27 protein-coding genes are annotated in these 25,402 nt (G+C 59.6%); 17 read left to right on the top strand and 10 right to left on the bottom strand.

Going from position 1 to position 25,402, the window contains the following annotated elements:
• Positions 1-40: 40 nt before the first annotated feature.
• Both C1J05_RS08425 and der read left to right on the top strand, forming a co-directional pair.
• Entirely contained in the window at positions 41-1,381 is a 1,341-nt protein-coding gene (locus tag C1J05_RS08425; protein ID WP_114869862.1) for a PQQ-like beta-propeller repeat protein, read from the top strand.
• Between the two features lie 50 nt (positions 1,382-1,431).
• Positions 1,432-2,889 (top strand): ribosome biogenesis GTPase Der, encoded by a 1,458-nt coding sequence (gene der, locus C1J05_RS08430; protein ID WP_114869863.1) that lies wholly within the window; start codon positions 1,432-1,434, stop codon positions 2,887-2,889.
• A gap of 93 nt (positions 2,890-2,982) precedes the next feature.
• Here the strand turns inward: der and dddP are convergent, their stop codons facing one another.
• Entirely contained in the window at positions 2,983-4,323 is a 1,341-nt protein-coding gene (gene dddP / locus C1J05_RS08435) for a dimethylsulfonioproprionate lyase DddP (protein ID WP_114869864.1), read from the bottom strand.
• A 107-nt stretch (positions 4,324-4,430) separates the two neighbouring features.
• Here dddP and C1J05_RS08440 point away from each other — a divergent pair, with 107 nt between their 5' ends.
• On the top strand, positions 4,431-5,201 hold the full coding sequence (locus C1J05_RS08440; RefSeq protein WP_254684745.1) for a heme-dependent oxidative N-demethylase family protein: 771 nt from the start codon (positions 4,431-4,433) through the stop codon (positions 5,199-5,201).
• On the opposite strand, the gene C1J05_RS08445 is transcribed toward C1J05_RS08440, so the two are convergent.
• The 3 genes from C1J05_RS08445 to C1J05_RS08455 form a co-directional block, all read right to left on the bottom strand.
• Positions 5,176-5,913: a hypothetical protein gene (locus tag C1J05_RS08445; protein ID WP_114869865.1), complete on the bottom strand. Its 738-nt coding sequence runs from the start codon at positions 5,911-5,913 to the stop codon at positions 5,176-5,178. The two genes, C1J05_RS08440 and C1J05_RS08445, sit on opposite strands and share 26 nt — an antisense overlap.
• A 38-nt stretch (positions 5,914-5,951) precedes the next feature.
• Entirely contained in the window at positions 5,952-7,244 is a 1,293-nt protein-coding gene (gene serS, locus C1J05_RS08450; protein WP_114869866.1) for a serine--tRNA ligase, read from the bottom strand.
• An 80-nt stretch (positions 7,245-7,324) separates the two neighbouring features.
• The gene (locus tag C1J05_RS08455; RefSeq protein WP_205389196.1) at positions 7,325-8,041 is read right to left on the bottom strand and encodes a trypsin-like serine peptidase; all 717 of its coding nucleotides are present in this window, start codon (positions 8,039-8,041) and stop codon (positions 7,325-7,327) included.
• Positions 8,042-8,289: 248 nt separating this feature from the next.
• Between C1J05_RS08455 and yajC the strand changes: the two genes are divergently transcribed.
• From yajC to C1J05_RS08510, 11 genes are all read left to right on the top strand, one after another.
• Positions 8,290-8,574, top strand: a complete 285-nt coding sequence (gene yajC, locus C1J05_RS08460; protein WP_114869868.1) for a preprotein translocase subunit YajC — start codon at positions 8,290-8,292, stop codon at positions 8,572-8,574.
• Positions 8,575-8,607: 33 nt separating this feature from the next.
• The gene (gene secD / locus C1J05_RS08465; RefSeq protein WP_114869869.1) at positions 8,608-10,269 is read left to right on the top strand and encodes a protein translocase subunit SecD; all 1,662 of its coding nucleotides are present in this window, start codon (positions 8,608-8,610) and stop codon (positions 10,267-10,269) included.
• Positions 10,270-10,272: 3 nt separating this feature from the next.
• Positions 10,273-11,241, top strand: a complete 969-nt coding sequence (secF, locus tag C1J05_RS08470; RefSeq protein ID WP_114869870.1) for a protein translocase subunit SecF — start codon at positions 10,273-10,275, stop codon at positions 11,239-11,241.
• Entirely contained in the window at positions 11,234-11,986 is a 753-nt protein-coding gene (locus tag C1J05_RS08475; protein WP_114869871.1) for a sulfite exporter TauE/SafE family protein, read from the top strand. Before secF ends, C1J05_RS08475 begins: the two co-directional genes overlap by 8 nt.
• Positions 11,987-12,001: 15 nt before the next feature.
• The gene (locus C1J05_RS08480) at positions 12,002-12,355 is read left to right on the top strand and encodes an Mth938-like domain-containing protein (RefSeq protein WP_114869872.1); all 354 of its coding nucleotides are present in this window, start codon (positions 12,002-12,004) and stop codon (positions 12,353-12,355) included.
• A gap of 54 nt (positions 12,356-12,409) precedes the next feature.
• Positions 12,410-13,024 (top strand): heme ABC exporter ATP-binding protein CcmA, encoded by a 615-nt coding sequence (gene ccmA / locus C1J05_RS08485; protein WP_114869873.1) that lies wholly within the window; start codon positions 12,410-12,412, stop codon positions 13,022-13,024.
• On the top strand, positions 13,021-13,677 hold the full coding sequence (gene ccmB / locus C1J05_RS08490; protein WP_114869874.1) for a heme exporter protein CcmB: 657 nt from the start codon (positions 13,021-13,023) through the stop codon (positions 13,675-13,677). Before ccmA ends, ccmB begins: the two co-directional genes overlap by 4 nt.
• 44 nt (positions 13,678-13,721) lie before the next feature.
• Positions 13,722-14,453, top strand: coding sequence for a heme ABC transporter permease (locus C1J05_RS08495; protein ID WP_114869875.1), 732 nt, complete (start codon positions 13,722-13,724; stop codon positions 14,451-14,453).
• A complete protein-coding gene (gene ccmD / locus C1J05_RS08500) occupies positions 14,450-14,611 on the top strand; it encodes a heme exporter protein CcmD (RefSeq protein ID WP_205389200.1) in 162 nt (53 codons plus the stop codon). The genes C1J05_RS08495 and ccmD overlap by 4 nt, the downstream gene beginning before the upstream one ends.
• On the top strand, positions 14,604-15,146 hold the full coding sequence (locus C1J05_RS08505; RefSeq protein ID WP_114869877.1) for a DsbE family thiol:disulfide interchange protein: 543 nt from the start codon (positions 14,604-14,606) through the stop codon (positions 15,144-15,146). Before ccmD ends, C1J05_RS08505 begins: the two co-directional genes overlap by 8 nt.
• A gap of 81 nt (positions 15,147-15,227) precedes the next feature.
• Entirely contained in the window at positions 15,228-16,397 is a 1,170-nt protein-coding gene (locus C1J05_RS08510) for a serine hydrolase domain-containing protein (RefSeq protein WP_162797963.1), read from the top strand.
• A 77-nt stretch (positions 16,398-16,474) separates the two neighbouring features.
• Here C1J05_RS08510 and acnA read toward each other — a convergent pair whose 3' ends face one another.
• Entirely contained in the window at positions 16,475-19,243 is a 2,769-nt protein-coding gene (gene acnA / locus C1J05_RS08515) for an aconitate hydratase AcnA (RefSeq protein ID WP_114869879.1), read from the bottom strand.
• Between the two features lie 235 nt (positions 19,244-19,478).
• Here acnA and C1J05_RS08520 point away from each other — a divergent pair, with 235 nt between their 5' ends.
• Positions 19,479-20,174 carry a DUF1223 domain-containing protein gene (locus C1J05_RS08520; protein ID WP_114869880.1) on the top strand — a complete coding sequence of 232 codons (696 nt, stop codon included), beginning with the start codon at positions 19,479-19,481 and terminating at the stop codon, positions 20,172-20,174.
• On the opposite strand, the gene C1J05_RS08525 is transcribed toward C1J05_RS08520, so the two are convergent.
• From C1J05_RS08525 to C1J05_RS08545, 5 genes are all read right to left on the bottom strand, one after another.
• Positions 20,171-21,079 (bottom strand): lysophospholipid acyltransferase family protein, encoded by a 909-nt coding sequence (locus tag C1J05_RS08525; protein WP_114869881.1) that lies wholly within the window; start codon positions 21,077-21,079, stop codon positions 20,171-20,173. The genes C1J05_RS08520 and C1J05_RS08525 overlap by 4 nt on opposite strands.
• Complete coding sequence (locus C1J05_RS08530; protein WP_205389202.1) at positions 21,063-21,983, bottom strand: DMT family transporter; 921 nt, start codon at positions 21,981-21,983, stop codon at positions 21,063-21,065. Before C1J05_RS08530 ends, C1J05_RS08525 begins: the two co-directional genes overlap by 17 nt.
• A gap of 78 nt (positions 21,984-22,061) precedes the next feature.
• On the bottom strand, positions 22,062-23,141 hold the full coding sequence (locus C1J05_RS08535; RefSeq protein WP_114869882.1) for a flagellar motor switch protein FliG: 1,080 nt from the start codon (positions 23,139-23,141) through the stop codon (positions 22,062-22,064).
• A gap of 64 nt (positions 23,142-23,205) precedes the next feature.
• Positions 23,206-23,739, bottom strand: a complete 534-nt coding sequence (locus C1J05_RS08540; protein ID WP_114869883.1) for a tetratricopeptide repeat protein — start codon at positions 23,737-23,739, stop codon at positions 23,206-23,208.
• Positions 23,740-23,844: 105 nt separating this feature from the next.
• On the bottom strand, positions 23,845-24,003 hold the full coding sequence (locus tag C1J05_RS08545; RefSeq protein WP_114869884.1) for an adenylosuccinate lyase: 159 nt from the start codon (positions 24,001-24,003) through the stop codon (positions 23,845-23,847).
• Positions 24,004-24,188: 185 nt separating this feature from the next.
• Here C1J05_RS08545 and C1J05_RS08550 point away from each other — a divergent pair, with 185 nt between their 5' ends.
• Positions 24,189-25,160, top strand: a complete 972-nt coding sequence (locus C1J05_RS08550; RefSeq protein ID WP_205389204.1) for an ornithine cyclodeaminase family protein — start codon at positions 24,189-24,191, stop codon at positions 25,158-25,160.
• Between the two features lie 87 nt (positions 25,161-25,247).
• Positions 25,248-25,400, top strand: a complete 153-nt coding sequence (locus tag C1J05_RS21360; RefSeq protein ID WP_162797964.1) for a hypothetical protein — start codon at positions 25,248-25,250, stop codon at positions 25,398-25,400.
• Positions 25,401-25,402 lie beyond the last annotated feature (2 nt).

Consider the following 25,402-nt stretch of genomic DNA (forward strand, 5'->3'; position numbering starts at 1 on the left):
CCGGCCCCGGCAGAACTGGCAGAGCAGACAGGATAACACGATGACACCGATTGCCCCTGCGTTTCTTCGCACACTGGCCCTTGCCCTGACGGGCACCCTGTTTCTGAGCGCGTGTGAAGACGATCGCATCCTGCCCGGCGTGCGCGAGGATTTGCGCAGCGAACTGGATGAAGAGGCGGGGCTTGCCAGCGCCGATGCGGTCGTCAATGAAAGCCGGCCTATTTCGCTTCCGGCGCAGCGCACCAACGCGAACTGGCCGCAAAACGCCGGATCACCGGGCCTGCGCGCCGAACATGCGGCATTGTCGCGCGCGCCTCAGCGCATATGGTCGGCCCCGATTGGCGAAGGCGACAGCCGCAAGTTCCGTATCACCGCAGACCCGGTTGTGGCGCAGGGCCGCATTTACACGCTGGACGCAAAATCAACGGTCACGGCAACATCGACAGGCGGTGCAACCCTTTGGCAAAGCAACATCCGCCCTGCACGTGATTCCGATAAGGACGCCACCGGCGGCGGCATCGCCTATGACGACGGGCGCGTTTACGTGTCGCTTGGCTATGGCGAACTGGCAGCGCTGGATGCCGCAACGGGTGCCGTGATCTGGACCCAGCAACTTGACGCGACAGGCAGCGGTACGCCGACAGTGTCGGGCAACCTTGTCTATCTGGTGGCAGGCGACGATGTCGGCTGGGCCATCGAAAAGGCGACAGGCCGCATCGTTTGGCAAATCATTTCCGCCGGATCGGTTACAAATGTTCTGGGGGCTCCGGCCCCTGCGGTCACCGACACTCTGGCGATCTTTTCGTTCGGGTCAGGGCAGGTTGTTGCGGTGTTTCGCAAGGGCGGCCTGCGCCGCTGGGATGCTTCGGTCACCGGCACCCGGATCGGCCGTGCGATCAGCGGTGTCAGTGACATTACCGGTTCGCCGGTTGTGCGCGGCAATACCGTTTACGTGGGCAACCATACCGGACGTATCGTCGCTCTGGACATTGCCAACGGTGAACGCCGCTGGACCGCAACCAGTGGCGCGATCAGCCCGGTCTGGCCGACTGGCAACGCGGTTTTCGCCATCACCGACACCAACGAACTGGTGCGGCTTGATTCGGCATCCGGCAATCGCGTCTGGGCCGTTGACCTGCCCAAATACGTCAAGGACAAGCCCAAGAAGCGCGGCGAGATCTTTGCCCATTACGGGCCCGTACTTGCGGGCGGACGCCTGATTGTTGCGTCCAATGACGGGGTTTTGCGCAGCTTTGATCCGGTCAGCGGGGCATTGCTGTCCACGGTCGAAGTGCCCGGCGGGGCAACCACCGGACCGGTCGTGGCGGGCGGTGTTTTGTACGTTGTCGGCACCAACGGACAACTCCACGCTTTCCGTTAGCCGCAACATAGGCTAAAGCGCGCCTTTGATACGCGCATGCGGAGCATCTGATGTCTTTTACCCTCGCCATCGTGGGGCGCCCGAACGTGGGCAAATCCACGCTGTTCAACCGCCTTGTGGGCAAACGTCTGGCACTGGTCGACGACCAGCCCGGCGTAACGCGCGACTTGCGCGAAGGCGCTGCGCGTCTGGGGGATCTGCGCTTTACCGTGATCGACACCGCAGGGCTGGAAGAAGTCACCGATGACAGCCTGCAGGGCCGGATGCGCCGGCTGACGGAACGCGCGGTTGATATGGCCGATATCTGCCTGTTCATGATTGACGCGCGCACCGGCGTGACCCCGTCCGACCAACTGTTTGCCGAAATTCTGCGCAAACGCTCGGCCCATGTGATTCTGGCCGCCAACAAGGGCGAAGGCGCGGCCGCCGATGCCGGTGTGATCGAAGCCTACGCACTGGGTCTGGGCGAACCGATCCGCATGTCTGCCGAACACGGCGAGGGGTTGAACGATCTTTATGCCCAGTTGATGCCGCTGGCCGATGCCTTTGCCAAGAAGGCCAGCGACGAAGCCCCCGATGTGGATGTCACAATTGACGCGGATGATCCGGACGCCGTGCGCGTGCCGACCCGCGCCAAACCGTTGCAGGTGGCAGTGGTGGGGCGCCCGAACGCAGGAAAATCCACCCTGATCAACCACATCATCGGCGAAGACCGCCTGTTGACCGGTCCCGAAGCCGGCATTACCCGCGACGCGATTTCCGTGCAGACCGACTGGGACGACGTGCCGGTGCGTATCTTTGATACGGCAGGCATGAGGAAAAAGGCGAAAGTACAGGAAAAGCTTGAGAAATTGTCGGTTGGCGACGGGTTGCGCGCTGTCAAGTTTGCCGAAGTGGTGGTGGTGCTGCTGGATGCGGCCATTCCCTTTGAACAGCAGGATCTGCGCATCGCCGATCTGGCCGAGCGCGAAGGGCGCGCCGTGGTGGTCGCTGTCAACAAATGGGACATCGAACCGGACAAGCAAAAGAAACTCAAGGATCTGCGTGAAAGCTTTGAACGGCTGCTGCCACAGTTGCGGGGTGCGCCGCTGGTGACGGTGTCCGCCAAAACCGGCAAGGGCGTCGACCGGCTTAAAGACGCGATCCTCAAGGCTTACGAGATCTGGAACCGGCGGGTGACAACGGCACAATTGAACCGCTGGCTGACCGGCATGCTGGAACAGCATCCGCCCCCCGCACCGCAGGGCAAGCGCATCAAACTGCGTTACATGACCCAGGCCAAAACGCGCCCGCCCGGATTTGTCGTGATGTGTTCGCATCCCGACAAATTGCCTGCCAGCTATTCGCGCTACCTTGTCAATGGCTTACGCGTCGACTTTGATATGCCGGGGACACCGATCCGCCTGTTCATGCGCAGCCAGAACGAAGAAAACCCGTACAAGAACCGCAAGAAATCGGCACCGTCCAAACTGCGCAAACATACCGAAGGCCGCCGCACAGACAGGTAGAATGAGTATTTGCGGACAAATGAAGCCTGTGTCCTTCATTTGTCCGCCAAATACTCCCGCCGGAGGCATGCACGCAGTGCATCAAAGCGGCAGTTATCGCCCCATCAGCGCATCATCGAACGGGTATTTCGTCAGGTTTTCATAACCGTCTTCGGTGATCAGCACCTGATCTTCCAGCTTGATCGAAAAATCACCACCCTCGGGGGATACCAGCGCCTCGACACAAAGGACCATGCCGGGTTCCAGCGCGTAATCGAACGCGCCCTGTACTGCGCCATCGGGGTAGGCGACCAGCGGCCATTCATCACACAGGCCGACGCCGTGCATCAGGCAGCCGTATTTCTGTTTCTGAAACTGTGCGTCCAGCACATGGGTATTGGCGACCAGTTCGGGGATCGTGACACCCGGTTTCAGCATCTCCATGTTCTGCATGATATGTTCATGCCCGTGCTGCATCGCATAGATCATGTCGGCGGGCGGTTTGCGGTCGCCGATCCACCAACTGCGTGAAATATCGACGCAGATGCCGTAGGATCCGATCAGATCGGTATCAAAGCTGACGATTTCATTGTTCTGCACGATGCGCCCGCCGCATTCCTGAAACCATGGATTGGTACGCGGACCCGAGGACAGTAGCCGTGTTTCGATCCATTCGCCGCCGCGACGGATGTTCTCGGCGTGCAGCACGGCCCAGATGTCGTCCTCGCTCATGTTGCCGGCCGGCACGCCGGTGCGCGCGGCCCGTTCCATTTCCGCCACAGCCGTCTCGCAGGCGTGGCTGGCGCAGCGCATCGCCAGAATTTCGTCCGGCCCTTTGACCGAGCGTGATTTTTCGGTGACTTCCTCGCCTTCCATGATCTCGAAACCCTGCGCTTCCAGTGCCCGCAGCCCGTGCAGCATGATCTTGTCCACGGCAAGGCGCATGTTGTTACCGGCATGTTCGGCGATCAGGGCGCGGACCTCGTTGGAAAACACATCGGCGGCCACGTCCAGCTTGTCGCCGCGATCGAAATAGAACAGGTCCGCGCCAGAGCGCTGTTCGCGCACCAGCGGATTGAAGGTGCTGAGGAACGGGGAATTCTTGTAATCCCAGATCACCATGTAGCCATCGGCGCAGAGTAAGACCGCGCGGAACGGGTTATGAGTGTTCCACAGCTGCATGTTGGTACTGTCGGTGGCATAGCGGATGTTGAGCGGGTCGAACATCAGCAGGCCGCCATAACCGCGATCCGTGATGTGACGGGTCAGTCGCGCCCAGCGGTAGTGGCGCATGGCCTGCAGGTCGGGCAGTTGCAACCCCGCCGTCGCCCATTCGCCGTAAGCCAGCTGGGTCGGGCCGATCTCGATCCGGTTGGCATCGTTGGGGGTGTTGTCGCCCAGGGTTGCGCCTCTGGTCGGGTCGATCTTGCGCTGTGCGCTGTAATGCTGGTTCATGGCACTCTCGTACGGTTGATGGCAACCAGATCACAATGGAACCGGCGGGTGCGCGCGTCTGATTCCGACACGCTCATGCGTCGTTTTCAAAGGACATCGCGCGCCGGATGCGCTATCGGGCCGCCATGACCGAGATTCTGCAACACTCCGTTCCCTATGACGTCATGGTACCCCTGCCGCTTCCGGGGGTGCGCCCTTTGGGCGATGATCCCTGGATACTGGTGGATGAAGCCTATGGCGCCCAGATGCAGCGGCGGGCTGCATTGCTGGCGGGGTCGCGCGACAGGGTTCTTTATCTGGAAGAAGGCGCGCGCGCCGCAGCAGTGGAATTGCTGCACGCGGTGCTCGATCTGCTGAGATCGCGGTTTGATGCGCAGTTTCAGGTATCGGCCCAAGAGGTCGTCCGCCCTGACGGGGTGCGGGTGCCGATTGATGCCGTCGATCCGCTGCACACATTGGGCCAACTGGTGCAGGAGGATTTCTGCATCCTGCAAAAACGCGGTGAAGAACATGTGATGACGGGGGCGGTGCTGTGTTTTCCCGCCGGATGGTGGCTGAAGGACAAGGCGGGCCGCCCGCTGAGCGGCATTCACGAACCGGTTGCCCCCTACGATGAAACGATGACACGGCGGGTGCAGCGCCTGTTTGACGGGGTTCAGCACGGGCGCGGCATGTGGCGGTTCAACGCCCTGTGGTATCAGGACCCCGAATTGCACCAGCCCGAATTGCCGCCAATGGCGGGGCGCGATGTGCGCGGGCCAGAGACCTGCGATTATCTGCGATCCGAACGCCAGTGCATCCTGCGTCTGCCTGTCAGCGATGCGGTGGTGTTTTCAATCCACAGTTTCGTGCTCAAATCGCCGAGTCGTCAGGGCTGAACGTGTGGCGGTATCCGGCCCACATGGCCAGTCCGCACATGAACACCAACCCGACACCTGCCAGCGCCCCGACGGCCAGATTGGGTGTCTGCGCGTTTATATTGGCCACCACGATGCCCATCAATCCCCACGCGACCGTGGTACTGTAAAGCGGCGCGCGCCCCAAAGTAATCTGTACGAAAGCAGCAAAGCCGAGCGCGACAAACAGCATCAGTATCGCGGCGTTGTGCTGGCTGAGGATATCGTGCCCGGCCAGAACAAGCGCCAGCGCCACAGCGCTGGCCACGGTCAGCCATCCGGCATAGATCGACACCGGCGCGCGCGCCCACACGCGATCGATCTTGGGGGCATAAAACAGCGCCTTGATTGCGCTGAGCAGCATCAGCCAGATCATCAGCGTCGCCCAGATCGGGCTGAACTGGGCGACGGGCAGCCAGAAGATGCCGATCACCAGTGACACCAGCAAAGACATGCGCATTTTATCCCAGCGCGGATAATCGACACGTTTGAACAGCCCGAACGCCATGCCCGCCGCCAGCCAGGCATAGATCAGCGCCCAGATCGAAAACACATAGCCTGCCGGCTGGATCGGGGCGTCTTTTTGCGGAATTGGAAAGGCTTCGGGGCTGAAGCCCTGAAAATCGGTCACAAACAGCGGCATCAGCGCAAACATGACCGCTGCCAGCAGGACAAGAATGGCTTTCAGATGCATCGCACACTCCTTTTTGCGGGGTCGGGCGGGGCCCTGAACTAGATCAATGCCCCGTCCGCACCGATGGTTCCCTTGCCCCCCAGATAGGGGTGCAGGACATCGGGCAGGTTCACCGAGCCGTCGGCCTGCTGGCCGTTTTCCAACACGGCAATCAGGCACCGCCCCACCGCCAGACCCGATCCGTTCAACGTATGCACGAATTCAGGTTTTCCGCCACCCGCAGGTTTGAAACGGGCATTCATGCGCCGCGCCTGAAAATCGCCTGTGGTCGAAACCGAACTGATTTCGCGGTAGGTGTTCTGGCCGGGCACCCAAGCCTCGATATCATAGGTGCGGCGCGCGCCAAAGCCCATGTCACCGGTGCACAGAACCACCGTGCGGTAGGGGACGTTCAACTGTTCCAGCAAATCCTCGGCGCAGCGCAGCATGCGCTTTTGTTCCGCATCGCTTTCATCGGGGTGCGTGATGCTGACCATTTCGACCTTTTCAAACTGGTGCTGGCGCAACATGCCCGATGTGTCGCGCCCCGCCGATCCGGCTTCGGAGCGGAAACACAAGGTATGCGCTGTCAGCCGGACGGGCAGGGCGGTTTCTTCCAGCACATCACCGGCGACGGAATAGGTCAGCGTCACTTCGGATGTGGGGATCAGCCACCAGCCGTTTGTGGTCTGATAGCTGTCATCGCCGAATTTCGGCAGCTTGTCGGTGCCATACATCGCCTCGTCGCGGACCAGAACGGGGCTGTTGCATTCGGTCAGCCCGTTTTTATCCACATGGGTGTCGATCATGAATTGCGCCAGCGCACGGTGCACCCGCGCCACGGCACCTTTCAGCACGACAAAGCGGCTGCCGGACATTTTTGCGGCAACATCGAAATCCATGTTTTGGGCAACGCCCGCAATCTCGAAATGCTCTTTCGGGGTGAATTCAAAGTCGCGCGGGGTGCCCCAGCGGTTCACTTCGACATTGTCGTTTTCATCCGCGCCCTCGGGTACGTCGTCATAGGGCAGGTTGGGAATTTCGGCCAAGAGCGCGGTCAGGCGCGCATCTTCGGCCTTTGCCTCTTCTGTCAGGCGCGCAATCTCGGCCTTTTTCTCGCTGACCAGCGCGCGAAGGCGTTCAAATTCGGCCTCGTCGCCCTTGGCCTTGGCGGCGCCCACCAGTTTTGATGCGGCATTCTGTTCGGCCTGTGCGGTTTCCGCCTTGGTGATGCAGGACCGGCGTGCAGTATCAATTGCAAGGATCTGATCTGCCATCGGCGCATCGCCACGGCGGGCCAGAGCGGCGTCAAAGGCAGCAGGGGTGTCACGGATCGCACGAATATCATGCATGGCGGTCGTCCTTTGGAAGTGATTCACTTTGCGCGGTGTTATGGCGCATCTTTGGCGCGATCGTAACCGTGATTATCTGCTTAGTCGGTCGGGGCGGATGTTTGAACCTGACGGCGCACCCAGTCATCAAGATGGGCGGCAAGCGCAAGTCCGGGCCCGCCCGCATGGCCGACCTTGGATGTCACCACTCCGACCAGTTGCCATGATCCGTCGACACGGCGCAGGACAGGCCCGCCGGAATTGCCGCTGATCACATGGCAGGTCAGGCCCAGATATGTCGGCGTGGATTCCATGACCCGGCAATCAGACCGCCCGTTCAGAACGTTCCGGTTGCGGTTCTGATAGCCCAATATGGTCAAAGGGCCGCGCCCGATGGGCCCGTCTACGAACGCAATCGGAGGCACTCGGTTTGCGGGCACAGGTTTGTCCAGAACCAGTATCGCCACATCATAGGTGGCGCGCGCAAAGCCTTCGGTGACCAGATAGGCGGGATGGATGATCACTTCCTTGCCGCGGCGCTTTGCGGCACTGTTTTTACCGTCGCGCCCCGCAAAAAACACGATGCTTTCGGGTTCAAACGAATATCCCTGCCGGTTGGCGACACAATGCGCGGCTGTGATCACCCGGTCCGGCGTGACCAGCGTTCCGGTGCAGATGCCGCGCCGGTCCTCGTTCTTGCGCGACAATTGCCCGACGGCAACAAACTGGGCCCGCTCAGCGGCAGGCACAGGCGGCAGCATGTCCGGGGTTTGCGCATTTGCGGGCAGCACCGCCAGCGTGATTATCAGGGCCAGCACCCGCATCATCGTTCCATCAACCTTTTACCGAACAGTTTGCCATCACATACTGTGTACCAGATTTGTCGCGTCAGGGCAGGGGAAACAACCAGTGTTACATCCCGCCCCGCCATGCAATTCTGTGCCCCGGTTCGCAACGTGGTGGCCGCGGGCGCAAACGTCTTGCAAACCCGAGTGCCAACACATAGGTTCCGCGCAATTCACGGCCCCCCGAAACGGGCCCGCCCCACAAGAAAAAAGGACGCCCTATGGAAGGCAGTGCTATCGCCCAATTCGTGCCATTGATCCTGATTTTTGCGATCATGTATTTTCTGTTGATCCGGCCCCAGCAAAAAAAGGTCAAGGAACATGCCGCGATGGTTTCGGCACTGCGCCGTGGCGATCAGGTTGTGACTCAGGGTGGCCTGATCGGCAAAGTGGTCAAGGTCAAGGATGACGGTGAACTTGAGGTCGAGATCGCCGATGGCGTCAAGGTCCGCGTGATTCAAAGCACCATCGCGACCGTTATGTCAAAGACCGAACCGGCAAAGTAACCCGCCGTACCAAGTGACTGAAAAGGCAGGGTAATGCTGCAAATTGATCTTTGGAAGCGGATAACAATCTGGCTGTTTTGTATCGCCGGATTGTTGCTTGCCTTGCCAAACGGGTTTTATACCCGCGTTGAAAGCCACAATGATGCCGTTGCCGCGATTGAGCTGCAGGGTGCCACGCCCGAACTCGAAGCCGCAGCATCTGTCTGGCCCGACTGGATGCCATCCGCACTGGTCAATCTGGGCCTTGATCTGCGAGGTGGCGCACACCTGCTGGCCGAAGTGCGGCTGGAAGATGTCTATGCGTCGCGCATGGATGCGATGTGGCCGGAAATCCGCGATGCACTGCGCCCAGAACGCGCCACCGTGGGCGGGGTGCGTCAGCAACCGTCTGAACGGGGCGAGATTCGGGTGCGGATCGGGGAAGCCGACGGCATGGCGCGCGCGCTTGAGGTTGTGCGCGGTCTGGCCCGCCCGGTGCCGACCCTGTCGGGTGTCGGGGCCACCGACATTGATGTGCGTGCCGAAGGCGACGTGATCATCGTGACCCTGTCCGAAGCCGAGAAACTGTCCACCGACGAACGCACCATGCAGCAATCGCTGGAAATCATCCGCAACCGGATCGACGAGGTGGGCACACGCGAACCAACGATCCAGCGTCAAGGCGCGGAACGCATTCTTATTCAGGTGCCGGGTATCGGCTCTGCTTCGGAACTGAAAGACATTATCGGCACCACGGCGCAGCTGACGTTCAATCCGGTGGTCAGCCGTGGCAGCAACCCCGATGCATCGCCGGGCATCGGTAACAAAATCCTGCCTTCGCTGGACGAAGAGGGGCAGTATTACACCGTCGAATCCGCCCCCGTTGTCACCGGCGAGGAACTGGTCGATGCGCAACCGTCCTTTGACCAGAACGGAAACCCTGCCGTTTCGTTCCGCTTCAACACATCGGGCGCGCGCAAATTCGGCGACTATACCGCCGAAAACATCGGCAGCCCCTTTGCCATCATTCTGGATGACGAAGTGGTCAGCGCACCGGTGATCCAGTCGCATATTCCAGGTGGATCGGGCATTATCACGGGCCGCTTTTCGGTAGAGGAATCCACCACGCTTGCGGTTCTGCTGCGCGCGGGCGCCTTGCCTGCGGGGCTGGATTTTCTGGAAGAACGCACAATCGGCCCCGAACTGGGGCAGGACAGCATCGATGCGGGCAAAATCGCCACCGTTGTGGCCTTTGGCGGTGTGCTGGTGTTCATGGCGTTGAGTTACGGCTTGTTCGGGCTGTTCGCCAATGTCGCGCTGATCATCAATATAGGCCTGATTTTCGGCCTGCTGAGCCTTGTCGGGGCGACGCTGACGCTGCCGGGTATTGCCGGGATCGTGCTGACCGTGGGTATGGCGGTGGACGCCAACGTGCTGGTGTTTGAACGTATCCGCGAAGAACTGAAAACCGCCCGAGGACCGGCGCGCGCGATCGAACTGGGCTATGAAAAGGCGCTGTCGGCGATTCTGGATGCCAACATCACCACGTTCATCACTTCCGTGATCCTGTTTGTGATGGGGTCGGGCCCGGTGCGCGGCTTTGCCATTACCCTTGGGCTTGGCATCCTTACGTCGGTGTTCACGGCAATCTTTGTCACCCGCCTTATGGTCGTGATGTGGTTTGAACGCCGCCGGCCAAAAACGATCGAGGTATAAAAGATGCGTCTGAGACTGGTTCCCAAGGAAACATCCTTTGACTTCTTCAAGCGCTGGAAAATGTGGCTGGGCATATCGGCGCTGATGATGATCGTTGCCTTTGCATCATTCATGATCCAGGGGCTTAATTTTGGCATCGACTTTCGCGGTGGTACGACCATCCGTTCGGAAAGCCCGTTGCCGGTTGATATCGGTGTCTATCGCGGTGCAATCGACGAACTGGGCCTTGGCGATGTGACGATTACAGAAGTGTTCGATCCCACATTCGGGCCAGAGCAGAACGTAGCCATGATCCGTATTCAGGCGCAGGACGGGCAGGAAGCGGTCACAGCCGAACTGATTGCCGACGTTGAAAACGCGCTGATTGCGGTACGCCCCGATATCAAGTTCATATCGGTCGAAAGCGTCGGGCCCAAGGTTTCGGGCGAACTGGTGCAGACGGCGGCCATTGCGGTGCTTTTGGCGATCGGTGCGGTTCTGATCTATATCTGGCTGCGCTTTGAATGGCAGTTTGCGGTGGGGGCTGTTGTTGCCCTTGTCCACGATGTTATCCTGACCATCGGGGTGTTTTCCGAACTGCAAATCCGGTTCGATCTGGCCATTATCGCCGCTTTGCTGACCATTGTCGGCTATTCGCTGAATGATACGGTGGTGGTGTTTGACCGCGTGCGGGAAAACCTGCGCAAATACAAACAGAAATCGCTGTCCGAGGTTCTGAACATCAGTATCAACGAAACGCTCAGCCGAACGATGATGACATCTGTCACCACCCTTCTGGCGCTGATTGCGCTGTTTGTGCTGGGGGGTGATGTGATCCGTGGCTTTGTCTTTGCGATGATCTGGGGCGTGATCATCGGCACCTATTCATCGGTGTTCGTTGCCTCGACGATCCTGCTGTATCTTGGTGTCAAACGAGACTGGTCCAAACCCGACGCGAACGCGGGCAACCAGTACGCCAACATAGATGCCTGATCTTGTCCTGTCGGCCCTGCAGACGCCGGGGCTGATATGGCTGGTTCTGACGATTATTGTTGCGGGGCTGGTGCGTGGCTTTGCCGGTTTTGGCAGCGCGATGATCATCATGCCGATGGCCAGTTCCGTGCTGTCGCCGGTTGCCGCCATCGTGTTCCTCAGCGTGGTGGAACTGACCGGGCCGTTGCCCAATCTGCCCGCTGCCCTGCGTGACGGAAACAGGCCCGATATCGCCCGCCTTGCACTGGGGGCGGTTCTGGCTTTGCCGTTTGGCATTTACAGCCTGACGCTGATGTCACCGGAATTTTTCGGCTGGATTGTGTCCATACTGGTGCTGGCCCTGCTGGCAGCCTTGATCACCGGCTGGCGGTACAGAGGGGAATTGACCAAGGGGCTGATCATTGCAACGGGCGGTGTTGGCGGTTTCCTCAGCGGATCAACCGGAGTGGCAGGGCCGCCGGTAATCATGCTGTACATGGCCAGCCTGCGGCCGATTTCGGTGATCCGTGCCAATTTCCTGATGTATCTTCTGATGATTGATCTGCTGATGCTGGCGGCGTTTTCGATGCTGGGCCTGATGGAACTTGCCCCCGCCATCATTGGCGTTCTACTTTGGGGGCCCTACATGCTGGCCAATGTGATCGGCGCGCGGTTTTTCCGCCCGGATGCGGAACGCAGTTTTCGCGCGGTTGCCTATATCATCATCGCGGCATCGGCTATTCTGGGCCTGCCACTGTGGAACTGACGAAAGGGACGGGACATGCAACTGAACGAAATCCGCTATGAAGATGCCACCCCGATAGATGGCTACGGCCCCGGATTTTTCCGTATCGGGGGGCAGGTGGTTCAGGGCGCGATGCTGACGCAGTTGACAGGCACCGGCACATGGGGTGGGTTTGACGATGCAGAGCCGCTGCTGGCACTGGCGGGCGAGGTTGATGTTTTGTTTATCGGCACCGGCGCGGAAATTGCCCATATTCCGGCAAAGCTGCGCGAGACGCTGGAAACTGCGGGCCTTGGGGTCGAGGTGATGAATTCGCCCGCGGCCTGCCGGACCTACAACATTCTGCTATCGGAAGGGCGGCGTGTGGCCGCGGCGTTGATCCCTGTCTGACATTGCACACGAACATGGCTTTTGCAGGCGTGAACAATCGGTTAAGCCGTTGCCATGACACTGATCGTTTCCAATCTGACCGTCACGCGCGGCGGCCTCCCGGTTCTGGAGGGGCTGAATTTCACGCTGGAGGCGGGGCAGGCGCTGATCCTGCGCGGGCCGAACGGATCGGGCAAAACCACATTGCTGCGCACGCTGGCCGGATTGCAGCCCGCCGGGCATGGCACCATCAAGGGTGCCGAGGAACAGATCGCCTATGCGGGCCATTCCGACGGGCTGAAACTGACGATGAGCGTGGTTGAAAACCTGACATTCTGGGCGCGGGTGTTTCGCGCTGATGATATTGCGCCCGCGCTGGCCGCCTATGATCTTGGCCCGCTTGCGGATCGTCATGCCGGTACGCTGTCGGCGGGGCAGAAACGCCGCCTTGGACTGGCGCGTCTGATGGTCACGAACCGCAAGATTTGGGCGCTGGACGAACCGACCGTGTCGCTGGACAAAACCGCTGTAGGCCAGTTTGCCGATGCGGTGCGCGCGCATCTGGGGCAGGGCGGATCGGCCATGATCGCCACCCATATCGATCTGGGGCTGGACGCCGATGTGCTGGATGTAACGCCGTTTCGCGCCAGATTGCCCGCGCCAGGTACAGCGGACGAGGCCTACCTGTGATTGCGCTGCTGACACGGGATATTCAACTGGCGTTCCGCGCCGGTGGTGGTTTCGGTCTGGGCCTTGCCTTTTTCCTGATCGTGACCGTGCTGGTGCCGTTCAGCGTGGGGCCGCAAAGTGCGCTGCTGTCAACCATCGCACCGGGGGTGTTGTGGCTGGGCGCGCTGCTGGCCTGCCTGTTGTCGCTGGATCGCCTGATGGCACTGGACTGGGAGGACGGCACGCTTGATCTGCTGGCCACAGCCCCGCTGCCGCTGGAAGGGGTCGCTGCCATCAAATCGCTGGCGCACTGGATCACCACGGGCCTGCCGCTGGTGCTGGCCGCACCGGTGCTTGGCGTATTGCTGAACCTGCCGCCGCAAGGCTATTGGCCGCTGGTCCTGTCGCTGGCGCTTGGCACGCCGGCGCTGTCGGTGATCGGCACATTCGGGGCGGCGCTGACGGTGGGGCTGAAACGCGGCGGATTGCTGATGTCGATCCTTGTGCTGCCGCTTTATGTGCCCACGCTGATCTTTGGCGCGGAAATGGCGCGGCGTGGGGCAGCGGGGATGGATACGGCAACCCCGATGCTGATGCTGGCCGGAATCACCGCCGGCGCGGCCGCTTTGCTGCCCTTTGCCAGCGCGGCGGTCCTGCGCGTCAATTTGCGCTGATGCGGGCAATTGCGGGCATCATCAGGAAGGGTTAGAGAACGGCCATGTCTTTGTGGGAATACGCAAATCCAAGAAAATTTCTGGCCACCAGCGCCCGTGTGCTGCCGGTGATCTGGGTGTTGTCGGCCCTGTGCATCGTCACGGGCCTGATCTGGGGTTTCTTCTTCACGCCCGATGATTTCCGGCAGGGGTCAACCGTCAAGATCATCTATCTGCATGTGCCTTCAGCGCTGATGGCGATCAATGCGTGGTTCATGATGCTGGTTGCATCGCTGGTCTGGATCGTGCGGCGCCACCATGTCAGCGCGCTGGCGGCCAAGGCGGCGGCCCCGGTGGGCGTTGTCATGACCCTGATTGCGCTGGCCACCGGCGCGATCTGGGGCCAGCCGATGTGGGGCACCTATTGGGCGTGGGATCCGCGCCTGACATCGTTCCTGATCCTGTTTCTGTTCTATCTGGGCTATATCGCCCTGTGGGAAGCAATTGATAACCCCGACACAGCCGCCGATCTGACATCGGTTCTGTGCATCGTGGGATCGGTCTTTGCGGTGCTGTCGCGCTATGCGGTCAATTTCTGGAATCAGGGCCTGCATCAGGGCGCATCCCTGTCGCTGGACAAGGAAGAAAACGTGGCTGACGTGTTCTTTCACCCGTTGTTGATTTGCATTGCGGGGTTTGTGCTGCTTTTTCTGGCGCTGGTTCTGTACCGGACCGGAACTGAAATTCGCGCCCGCCGGATAAAGGCGCTGATCACCCGCGAAAGGATGGCGGAATGATGCCAGATCTTGGAAAATACGGCGATGCGGTGCTGTCCGCCTATGGTGCGTCGATCCTGTTGCTGGTTCTTCTGGTTGCCTTCAGCATCTGGAAAGGGCGGCGCGTGCGCGCCGAACTGGACCGGGTAGAGGCGCGCGTGGGCCGATCCAATGGCTAGAATTTCACCCCTGATGCTGGCCCCGCCGGTGATTTTTGGAGCTTTGATAGTCCTCTTTGCTTTTGGAATGTTCCGACCAGACAAGGACGCACTTCCTTCCACCTTTGTCGGTCGGCCTGCTCCGCCTCTTGTTCTGGAAGGTTTGCCGCAAAAAGATAAATTCGACGACAAAACTTTAATAGACGGCAACGTGAAACTGGTGAATTTCTGGGCGAGTTGGTGCGCCCCTTGCAGGGTAGAGCATCCGAACTTGGAGCAATTGGCACAAGAGGGTGTGCCAATTTATGGTATCAACTACAAGGATGACCCGGCCAAGGCTCTCAAGTTTCTCGATGAATTGGGCGATCCATATATTGCGGTTGGCACCGACAAGACTGGTCGCGCTACAGCTCCCAATTGGGGCGTTTATGGGGTTCCAGAAACGTTTGTGGTCGATGGTAGTGGCACTATTCTGCTGCGCTTTCCCGGACCGGTGACGCAGAGGGTGATCACAAAAACCATCCGTCCCCTGTTGGAAGGCGCTGCGTCGAATTGATCGCGTTGGTCTGATCAGGCTTGCCAAATGGGCATGCCGCACCCGATGATGATGCCAACGGGCATTCAACAGGGGCATTACATGGCACAGACGCAAGCGGAAAAAGAGGCGCAGGCCGTCCAGACTTATGTGGCGATGTTCGCGCCTGACCGGATCGATGAAAACTTCCGCACAATGGCACAGACCTATGCGTCGATCACGCTGCCTCGATCCGGGCCGGTTGCGCCCCTGCCTGAGAAACCCTGCGCGTCGGTATTTCCCGAAACCTATGCTTATGAGGGCGCGCAGCACAGTCTGGCCGACCTGCTGAATGCACAACACTGGACCGGTCTTGCCATCGCGCAGGGTGGCGCGCTGGTGTTCGAGGATTACGCCCGCGGCAATACCGCAGCATCGCGCCCAATTCTGATGTCGGTCAGCAAATCGGTGCTGTCGATCCTGTTTGGCATCGCCCACACCGAAGGCGACATTCCCGACCTGAACGCACTGGTGACGGATTATGTGCCGGAACTGGGCGGGACCGGATATGACAATGTCACGCTGCAACAAGTGCTGGATATGACATCCGGCATCCGGTTCACCGAAGATTATGATGATCTGAATTCGGATATCGTGCGCTCGGTCGTGGCTTTTCTGATCGGATCGCAGGATGAATTCTGCAAGACGCTGATCAATGAAAAACCGCCCGGCAGTTTTTTTCAATATGCCAGTGTGGAAACCCATGTGCTGGGCTGGGTGCTGCGCCGTGCAACAGGGCGCAGCTTTGCAGATTATTTTACCGAAAAACTATGGTCGCGGATCGGGGCAGAGGCGGATGCCGATATGTTGACCGATCAGGCGGGGCAACCGCTGGTTTATGGCGGGTTGCACCTGTGCCTGCGCGATTTGATGCGAATCGGCCTGATGCTGACCCATGGCGGCAAAACGGCTGACGGCGTGCAGATTGTGCCCGCCGGCTGGATCACACAATCGACCACCCCGGATACGCCGCAATCGCGCCCCGGTGCGCGTATGCCCTATTCGGAAGACCTGTTCGGATACAAGAACCAGTGGTGGCTGCCTGTCACGCCCGATCACGGTGATTTTTGCGCCATCGGGATTTACGGGCAGTTTTTATATGTGAATCCACACCGCGACGTGGTGATCGCAATGAATTCCGCCTATCGCGATTACAACGACACCGGCGAAGAGATGGAGATGCAGATGCTGTGCGCCTTTCAGGCAATTGTGCGGCATTTGACGCCCGACTGAACGGTACGGAACTGCCATAAAAAACCGGCCCGCGCTGAACGCGGGCCGGTTTCTTATCTTACAGACAGATCGAAAGATCAGGCAGCTTTGGCCAGATTGCGCAGCACGTAATGCAGCACGCCGCCATGTTCGATATATTCAATCTCGATAGCTGTATCGATCCGGCATTTCAGCGTGATATTCTTGGTGCTGCCATCGGCCATCGTGATCGTGCACGGCACCTCTTGCAGCGGCTGGATGGTGTCCAGACCGTGGATGGATACGGTTTCATTTCCGGTCAGGCCCAGCGATTTGCGGGTGTCGCCGCCGGTGAATTCGAACGGAATGACTCCCATGCCAACAAGGTTGGAGCGGTGGATACGTTCAAAACTTTCCGCAATCACCGCTTTGACGCCCAGCAGGGCCGTACCCTTGGCCGCCCAGTCGCGCGATGATCCGGCGCCGTATTGTTCGCCGCCGAACACCACCAGCGGTGTATCCGACTTTTGATAGGCCATTGCCGCATCAAAGATCGACATCTGGCTGCCATCGGGGCCCTTGGTATATCCGCCTTCGACACCGTCCAGCATTTCGTTCTTGATCCGGATATTGGCGAATGTGCCACGCATCATCACCTCGTGGTTGCCACGGCGCGATCCGTAAGAATTGAATTCGCGCACGGGCACCTGATGATCGCGCAGGTACTGACCGGCTGGTGTTGTCTCCTTGAACGATCCCGCCGGGCTGATGTGGTCGGTGGTGATCATGTCGCCCAGCACCGCCAGCACCTTGGCGCCTTCGATGTTGGAAATCACACCGGGTTCGGCGCCCATACCCTGAAAATAGGGCGGGTTCTGCACATAGGTGGATGCGGGAGGCCAGTCATAGGTTTTTTCATCCGTGGTTTCCACGGCCTGCCATTTGTCATCGCCTTTGAACACGTCGGCATATTTTTCCTGGAACGCGTCGCGTGTCACCGTGGCTTCGACCAGTTCGGCAACCTCCTGGCTGCTGGGCCAGATGTCTTTCAGGAACACATCGTTGCCGTTCTTGTCCTGTCCCAGCGGTTCTGTAGTGATATCGACGTTCATGTCACCAACCAGCGCATAGGCAACGACCAGCGGCGGCGACGCCAGATAGTTGGCGCGCACATCAGGCGAAATGCGGCCTTCGAAATTGCGGTTGCCCGACAGTACCGAAACCGCAATCAGATCGTTTTCGTTGATCGATTTCGATATCTCGGCTTGCAGCGGGCCCGAATTGCCGATGCAGGTGGTGCAGCCATATCCCACAAGGTTAAAGCCGATTGCATCCAGATCATCCTGCAGGCCGGCTGCTTCCAGATAGGCGCTGACCACCTGAGAGCCCGGTGCCAGCGATGTTTTCACCCAAGGTTTGCGGGTCAGGCCCAGTTCATGCGCCTTGCGAGCCACCAGACCCGCGCCGATCATCACATATGGGTTGGATGTGTTGGTGCAGGATGTGATCGAGGCGATCACGATCGACCCGTCATGCAAGGCATAGGTTTCGTTGTCGACTGCGCCGCTTAGGTGGTGGCCTTCGTCACCGGGAATGTGGGACGGGGCGGGGGCGCCACCTTCGGCTGTCATTTCGGCCTTTTCGATGTAATCGGCGCGTTTTTCCGGCCGCTGGCCGGTCACATACTGGCCAAAAGCGCGGGCGGCATCGGTCAGCGCGATGAAGTCCTGTGGCCGCTTGGGGCCGGAGATTGCCGGAACAATCGTTGTCATGTCCAGATGCAACGTATCGGTGTAGATCGGCGCGTAATCATCGTCGCGCCACATGCCGTTTTCGCGGGCATAGGCCTCGACCAGGGCGATGCGCGCTTCGTCGCGTCCGGTGTTGCGCAGGTAGCGCAGGGTTTCGCCGTCAATCGGGAAAAATCCGCAGGTTGCACCGTATTCCGGTGCCATGTTGGCGATGGTCGCGCGGTCTGCCAGCGGCAGTGTATCAAGGCCTGCGCCATAGAATTCGACGAATTTGCCGACAACACCCTTGGCGCGCAGCATTTCGACGACTTTCAGCACCAGATCGGTGCCGGTGGTGCCTTCCATCATCTTGCCTGTCAGTTCGAACCCGACAACTTCGGGGATCAGCATGGAAATCGGCTGGCCCAGCATCGCGGCCTCGGCCTCGATCCCGCCGACACCCCAGCCCAGAACCGCCGCGCCGTTCACCATCGTGGTGTGGCTGTCGGTGCCGACCAGCGTATCGGGATAGGCGACTTCTTCGCCGTTCTGGTCGGTGTCCGTCCAGACGGTTTGCGCCAGATATTCAAGGTTGACCTGATGGCAGATGCCGGTTCCGGGGGGCACCACGCGGAAATTGTTGAATGCGTTCTGGCCCCACTTCAGGAATGTATACCGTTCCATGTTGCGTTCGTATTCGCGATCCACGTTCATCTGGAAGGCGCGCGGGTTGCCGAATTCATCGATCATCACCGAATGGTCAATCACCAGATCGACAGGGTTCAGCGGGTTGATCTTTTCAGCGTCACCACCGAGCGAGATAATCGCATCACGCATCGCGGCCAGATCGACCACGGCGGGAACGCCGGTGAAATCCTGCAACAACACGCGGGCAGGGCGGTAAGCGATCTCGCGCGGGTTCTGGCCGCCATTGGCCCCCCATTGCGCGAATGCCTTGATGTCGTCCACGGTCACGGTCTTGCCGTCCTCGAACCGCAGCATGTTTTCCAGAACCACTTTCAGCGCGGCGGGCAGTTTGGAAAAATCGCCCAATCCGGCCTCTTGCGCGGCGGGGATGGAATAATAGGCCAACGTCTGTCCGGCAGCGCTGATGGTTTTGCGGGTCTTGGCGGTGTCATGTCCAACGGTAATGGGCATCTGGCTTCTCCCTTAATGGATAAGAAATGGGTGGTGCTTGGCCCGCTTCTGAACCCAAATCACTTGGCAATCAAGGGTGATATGCGCAGGTGCGGCAATTTTGTATACCATTGTACACCGCAATTGCGAACATGGCCCGATAACCTGACGGTAACCTTGTCTCTCGAAACGTTGATTGGTTATTTCAGGCGCGCGTTGCTAGGTGTTTTCGGCAACCAAAGGAGACGGAAGACCCATGAAAGCCCTGACTGCCGCGTTCAGCGCCCTTTGGCTGTGCCTGTCTGCCCCTGCCCATGCGCAGAATTCGCCCGTGGTGATAGAACTGTTCACCTCTCAGGGCTGTTCGTCGTGTCCGCCTGCGGATGCGATGCTGCACAAACTGGCCGAACGCGACGACGTGATCGCGCTGGCGCTGCATGTGGATTACTGGGATTACATCGGCTGGAAGGATATCTTTGCCGATCCCGCCTATACCAAACGGCAAAAGGGCTATGCCCACAAGCAGGGTCGCCGCATGATCTACACGCCGCAAATGATCATCAACGGTCAGGATGACGTGGTCGGGGCCAAGCCGATGGATGTGGCCGAACTGATCCGAAAACATCACGCACAGCCTGTGCAAGTGCAGCTTGAGGCGCGCCGCCTTGGCGATATCGTAACCATCCGCGCCACACCGGTCGCAGAGACGGGGCCGATGACAGTGCAACTTGTCCGGTTCATGCCCAAACAAAGCGTTGAAATCACGCGCGGAGAAAACAGGGGCAAGACCGTCAGCTATGCCCACATCACCCACGGCTGGACCGAACTGGGCAAATGGGACGGCAGCGCGCCGTTCGAGCTTAACGCCGATGCGGCGGGCGATGATCCGGTGGTGGTGATCGTTCAGGGTGCGGGCTATGGCCCGATTCTGGCCGCGATCGAATTGCGTTAAACGTCCGTCTGGTCCGGCACGATATAGGGTTTCCAGCGCCGGTGGATCCAGAACCACTGATCCATGTGCTGGCGCACCAGTGCCTCTAACCCGTCATTCACATCCTGTGTCATGGTTTCGGGATCGCTGTGTGTGATCGGTTCCTGTACGGTGATTTCGAAATCAAACCCGTCAGGCTGGCGAATGGCATAGATCGGGATCAGGATTGCCTTGTATTTCAAGGCCAGTTCGGCGGTGACGGTGGATGTAACAGCCGGATGCCCGAAAAACATCAGATCCGCACCGCCATGCACATGCACATCTGTCAGAATGCCCAATGTCCCGCCATCGCGCAGATAGCGGACCATTTCCATCGTGCCACGCCGCCCCTGTTCGAACACCGGCGTGCCGATTGATTTCAGATTGCGCACATAATGAGTGTTGAAATAAGGGTTCGACATTTTGCGATAAAGGCCCCCGATGGTGAACCCGCGTGCGATCAGATGGGCGCGCACCACGTCGTAATTGCCGAAATGTGCGGTGACAAAGATCACCGGTTGCCGGTTGGCCTGTGCTGCTTCCAGCGTGGCGAAACCGGGGCCACCGATTTTTGCCTGTTTGGCGCGTTCGATGAATTCGGCGCCCGAATAGAATTCCATCACCGTGCGCCCCGCATTGTCCAGAACGGCGCGGCTCAGCCGGTCAACCTCGGCCTTGGGCAATTCGGGGCAGACCAGGTTCAGGTTATCGCGTACCCGTTTGTCAAACCGCGACAGCGGGCCAAGCACGCGCGCGACAAGCCCACCCATCCAGCGCACCCGCGTTTCATACGGCAGCAACAGTGCCAGCCAGATCAGCGCGCGCAGCACCAGATTTCCGGTGTATTGTCCGATACGGGTTAACAAGGGATCAGGTTTCTTGGCCACTGTGGTCCGGAGGGGTTAGGGGGGCCGACTGGCGCGCAAAGGTTTCTCTTTGCCAGACATAAAGTCCGGCCGCGGCAATAACAAGCGCCCCCACTACAGTCCAGAAATCGGGGACTTCGGCAAAGAACAGCAGCCCCCAGAACGCGGCGAACACCAGACCCAGATAGGCATATGGCGCCAGCATTCCGGCCTCGCCCGCTGTCAGGGCGCGGATCAGGCTCATTTGTCCGGCGGTGCCAAAGGCTGCGATCATTCCCATCAACAGCCAGCCTTTGGCGCCGGGCGGCTGCCATGCGAACGGAACGGCGATGGACAGGATCAGGGTGCCGACCAGACCGGTGTAGAACAAAGAGGTCCAAACATCCTCGTCCCGCCCGACTAGCCGCGTCAGCAGCGCGTAGGAACTGTAACACAGCGCAGCCCCCAGCGGCAGCAGTGCATAAGGCGAAAACACATCGCTGCCCGGGCGGATCACGATCAGCGCGCCGACCATCGCGGCCAGAATGCCGAACACTCGCCGCATCCCAAGTTTTTCGCCCAGAAACAGCGCCGCACCCAGCGTAACAAGAACGGGATTCACATTCATGATGGCGCTGGCCTCGGTCAGGCCGATATGGGCCAGCCCCAGAAAGAAACATCCCGTCGCGCCCATCAACAGAACCGACCGGAAGAATTGCAGCTTGAGGTATTTCGTTCGCATGACCGACCGGAACCTTGGCGCGATCAGCACCAGAACCAACGCCATCTGCCCGGCATAGCGCGCCCAGAGCGCGGGCACGGTGCCCACAATCGGCGACAGCGCCTTGACGGTGGCATCCATCATCGAAAAGCACAGGATCGCAAGAATCATGTAGGCAATCGCGCGGCCGTTTCCGGCAAGGGCAGGGGCGACAGAGATTGTCATAAAGGGTGGGCGCAATCGGGCATGACCGCCGTGATAGGCGTGCAACCACGGCCTGTCCAGTAGGACAGGCGGCGGGGTCTAGGTGTCGTCAGCGTCGGGCAGGACCAGTTCCAGATCGCCGCGCGCCTCAAGCGCGCGAATGGCGCCTACGATCTGGGTCATCGCCGCTTCGACCGCTTTGGGTTTGGATGGGCCGGCCTCTTCTATTTCGTCGCGCAGGGCATCGCCCATGCGCCCTGACAGGTTAGACAGGATATACGTTGCCACGTCGCCGTGACCTGCGGCATCTGCCCCGGCCAGCGCGGTGACAATCTGTGCCTGATCCACCTCGCGCAGGATCTTGGGAATGTCGCGGGGCGCGATACGGTCGGGGATGTTGGCAAAGGTAAAGATGGCGCGCCGCACCTGTTCGGCAAAGCCTGCATCGGTTTCATCCAGCCCGCTCAGAACGTCTTCGCGCGTGGTGGCGGGTGAAAAATTCAGTATTTCACCGACCCGTTCCACCGGACCGCTGGCAAAAGCCGTGGCGGGTTTGTTTTCCATCTGGCTGGCAAGGGACAGACCGATCCGGTCAACCGCATCCGGAGTGACAGCGCCGGTGCGCGACACCGCATAGGTGATCTGGCGCGCCCGCGGGCCGGGTAACTGGCCCAACAGTTCCGCCGCCTTGGGCACATCCAGTTTGGCCAGAAGCACAGCGGCGATTTCGACACTTTCATTTTCCAGCACCGGCAGCAGAACGGCAATGTCCTGCGCGCGAATACGCTCCCACGGGTCGCCCGCCTGACGCACGCCAGCCTCTTTGCGCAGGCGCGATGCGGTTTGCGGGCTGATACAGCCATCCAGCGCATCGATTGCGCCGGCCATGCCTTTGGGAAAGGAAAGACCGATCCTGCCCAGTTCGTTGGCAAATTCGTCAATCACGCGCGCAACGGTATCGCGATCTACACTGCGCATTTCGCCCATCTGCTGGGTCAATTGCGCCTGAAGCGCTTCGGGCAATTCCTCAAGCGCAATTTCGGCCCCTTCGTTCAGCAGAAAGCGCACTACAATCGCCGCCTTGGCCTTGCGTGACAGGGCAATGGGGGCGGGTGTGGAGCCGGTGCCATTGACAGACGGAACAGACGCGGCAGATGCGACAGACGGGGGCAGCGACATGAAAACCTCTTGCCGGACAGGACTGACCTGTTTCTAGTCCGGCAAGGATGAATATCGCCTTAAATCAGTAATTGTAGGTCTGTCCGGTCGCCAAAGCCTCGCGCAGGGATGTTTCAGGCCATCCGCCTTGACCGCCGCGCGCCTGTATTTCACGCAGTTGCGCAAGGGCGGCGGCCTTGTCGCCCGCTTCGATCAGGCCCTGACCCATATAGGACCGCGCCAGCAAATTGTCGGGGTTGCGGGCAATCGCATCACGGTAATACGCCATGCCGCGTTCTGTATTGCCCATTTTGCGGTGAGTGAAACCCAGATAGGTCAACACCCGGTCGTCGCTCTGGTCCGACATTTCCGCCAGAACCTTTTGCGCATCTTCGTAACGCCCGGCATAGGCCAGTTCGCGCACCGCATCATACAATGTTTCGTCATCAAGCGACGACCCGCGCGGTTTGACGCATTTCTTGCGGGACGCATCCCAGACCTCTTCGCCCTTGCAGGTTTTGGTGGTGTTGGTGGGTTTGGGCGGCGATGTTGTTGTTTCGTCGCCCGCCGCAAAGGCAAGTGTCGGCAGGCACAAGGCAACAGACAGCAAAATACGCATTACTCTATCCTCATCATGACATGTCAGGTAGGTAGCGTACCCCGGGATAGAGTAAAGCCGCGCTTTGGTTCGCGGCTTCACAATGTTGTAAGTGTTCCGGCTGGATCAGCCGCTTACGATCGGGGTACAGGCCTGTTTGGCGCTATCCCAGACACTGCCTTGTGCGCAGGACATGGCCTGTTGGTCATAGCCTGAACATTTGGCCATCGCCAATCCCGGCAACAGGGTCAGGGAAACAGCGATCAGAAGGGTCTTGGGTGTCATAATTGGCTCTCCTGTGATGGATAGCGGGATCGTAGCATAAAAACCGGGTTTGTTGCAGCGATTTTCCGCGGCAGGAAAGCGACGGCTTGCTGTAGTGCCCTGGAACTGTTTTACGCGCCCCTGCTTCCATGCCAGATTAAGCGGCGCACCGGTTCTTTCAGCCCGGAAATTGCAAGGGGTTCAAATTGCCAGACCAGCCGCCGCCATTTCTGATCCTGTCCGATGCCGTGTTGTCGGGAATGGGGATTTCGACACAGGATATCGTCGCGCGTATTGATGCTGCATTGCTGGCCCAGACGCGTGGCAAGGTGTGGAGCGCGCCGAAAGCCGCGATGCTTCCGGGGGATGGGCGTTACATGATGACAACGCTGTCCGCCAGCGATACACCGCAGATGACTATCGTCAAATCCGTTATGGTCAGCCCGCGCAATCCTGCGCGCGGGTTGAACGGGGTCGAAGGGGCGATTCTGATGCAGAACAGCGAAACCGGTGATCTGCTGGCCATCATGCAGGCGGGGTGGATCACAAAGGTGCGCACGGCAGGTCTTAGCTGTGTTGCCGCGCTGCGAATGGCGTATCCGCAATCGCGTGTTCTTGGTCTTGTCGGTGCCGGTCAACAGGCGCGCGGGCATTTGGTGGCGCTGGCCGATCTGTTCCCCTTGGAACAGGTTCGCATTTTCGGCCGCGGTGAGGCCAATATTGATCGGCTGGCCCGTTTGGCATCGGAACTGGGCCTGACGCCGGTGATCTGTGATACGGCGAAAGATGCAATAACCGACGCGGATATCGTCGTTTCGTCGGTCACGCTGTCTTATGATGCGAAGCCGTTTGTCGATGCACGCTGGATGAAACCGGGGGCTTTTGCCGCAATCACGGATGCCGCGACACCCTGGCATCGCACCCATATAAAATCGTTTGGCCGGATCATCATCGATGATCTGGAACAGGAACGCGAAAACCTCAGAAAGATGGTTGATCCCGATCTGGTGGAGGGCGATCTGGCTTCGCTGGTCGGACAGGGGGATCAGCCACACCCCGATCCGACAAAACCATCGGCTTTTGTGTTCAGGGGCATGGCAATCGGCGATTTCGCAATTGCCAGCCTCGCCTATGAACGGGCGCGCGCGCTGGACCTCGGGCGATCGGTCAGTTGGTAGGGGTCATTGGCATCCGCACGCTCTGGATATCGCTGATGGGACGCAGTAAAATCGTGCTCGCAAAGAAAAGAAAGGACACCTTGTCAGATGACACCAACTTTTACCCGCGCGGCACAAGCCGGTTTGATCCTGTCGGTCATTGTGTTGTCAGGCTGCATTGATCCTGAACTGAACCCGCCAACCAGCGGCGTCTATTATGAGGAAATTCACCATCAGTCGGTCTATGGGCGCAGCCGGTAAGG

It is taken from the genome of Sulfitobacter sp. JL08 (assembly GCF_003352045.1).
Classification (GTDB): domain Bacteria; phylum Pseudomonadota; class Alphaproteobacteria; order Rhodobacterales; family Rhodobacteraceae; genus JL08.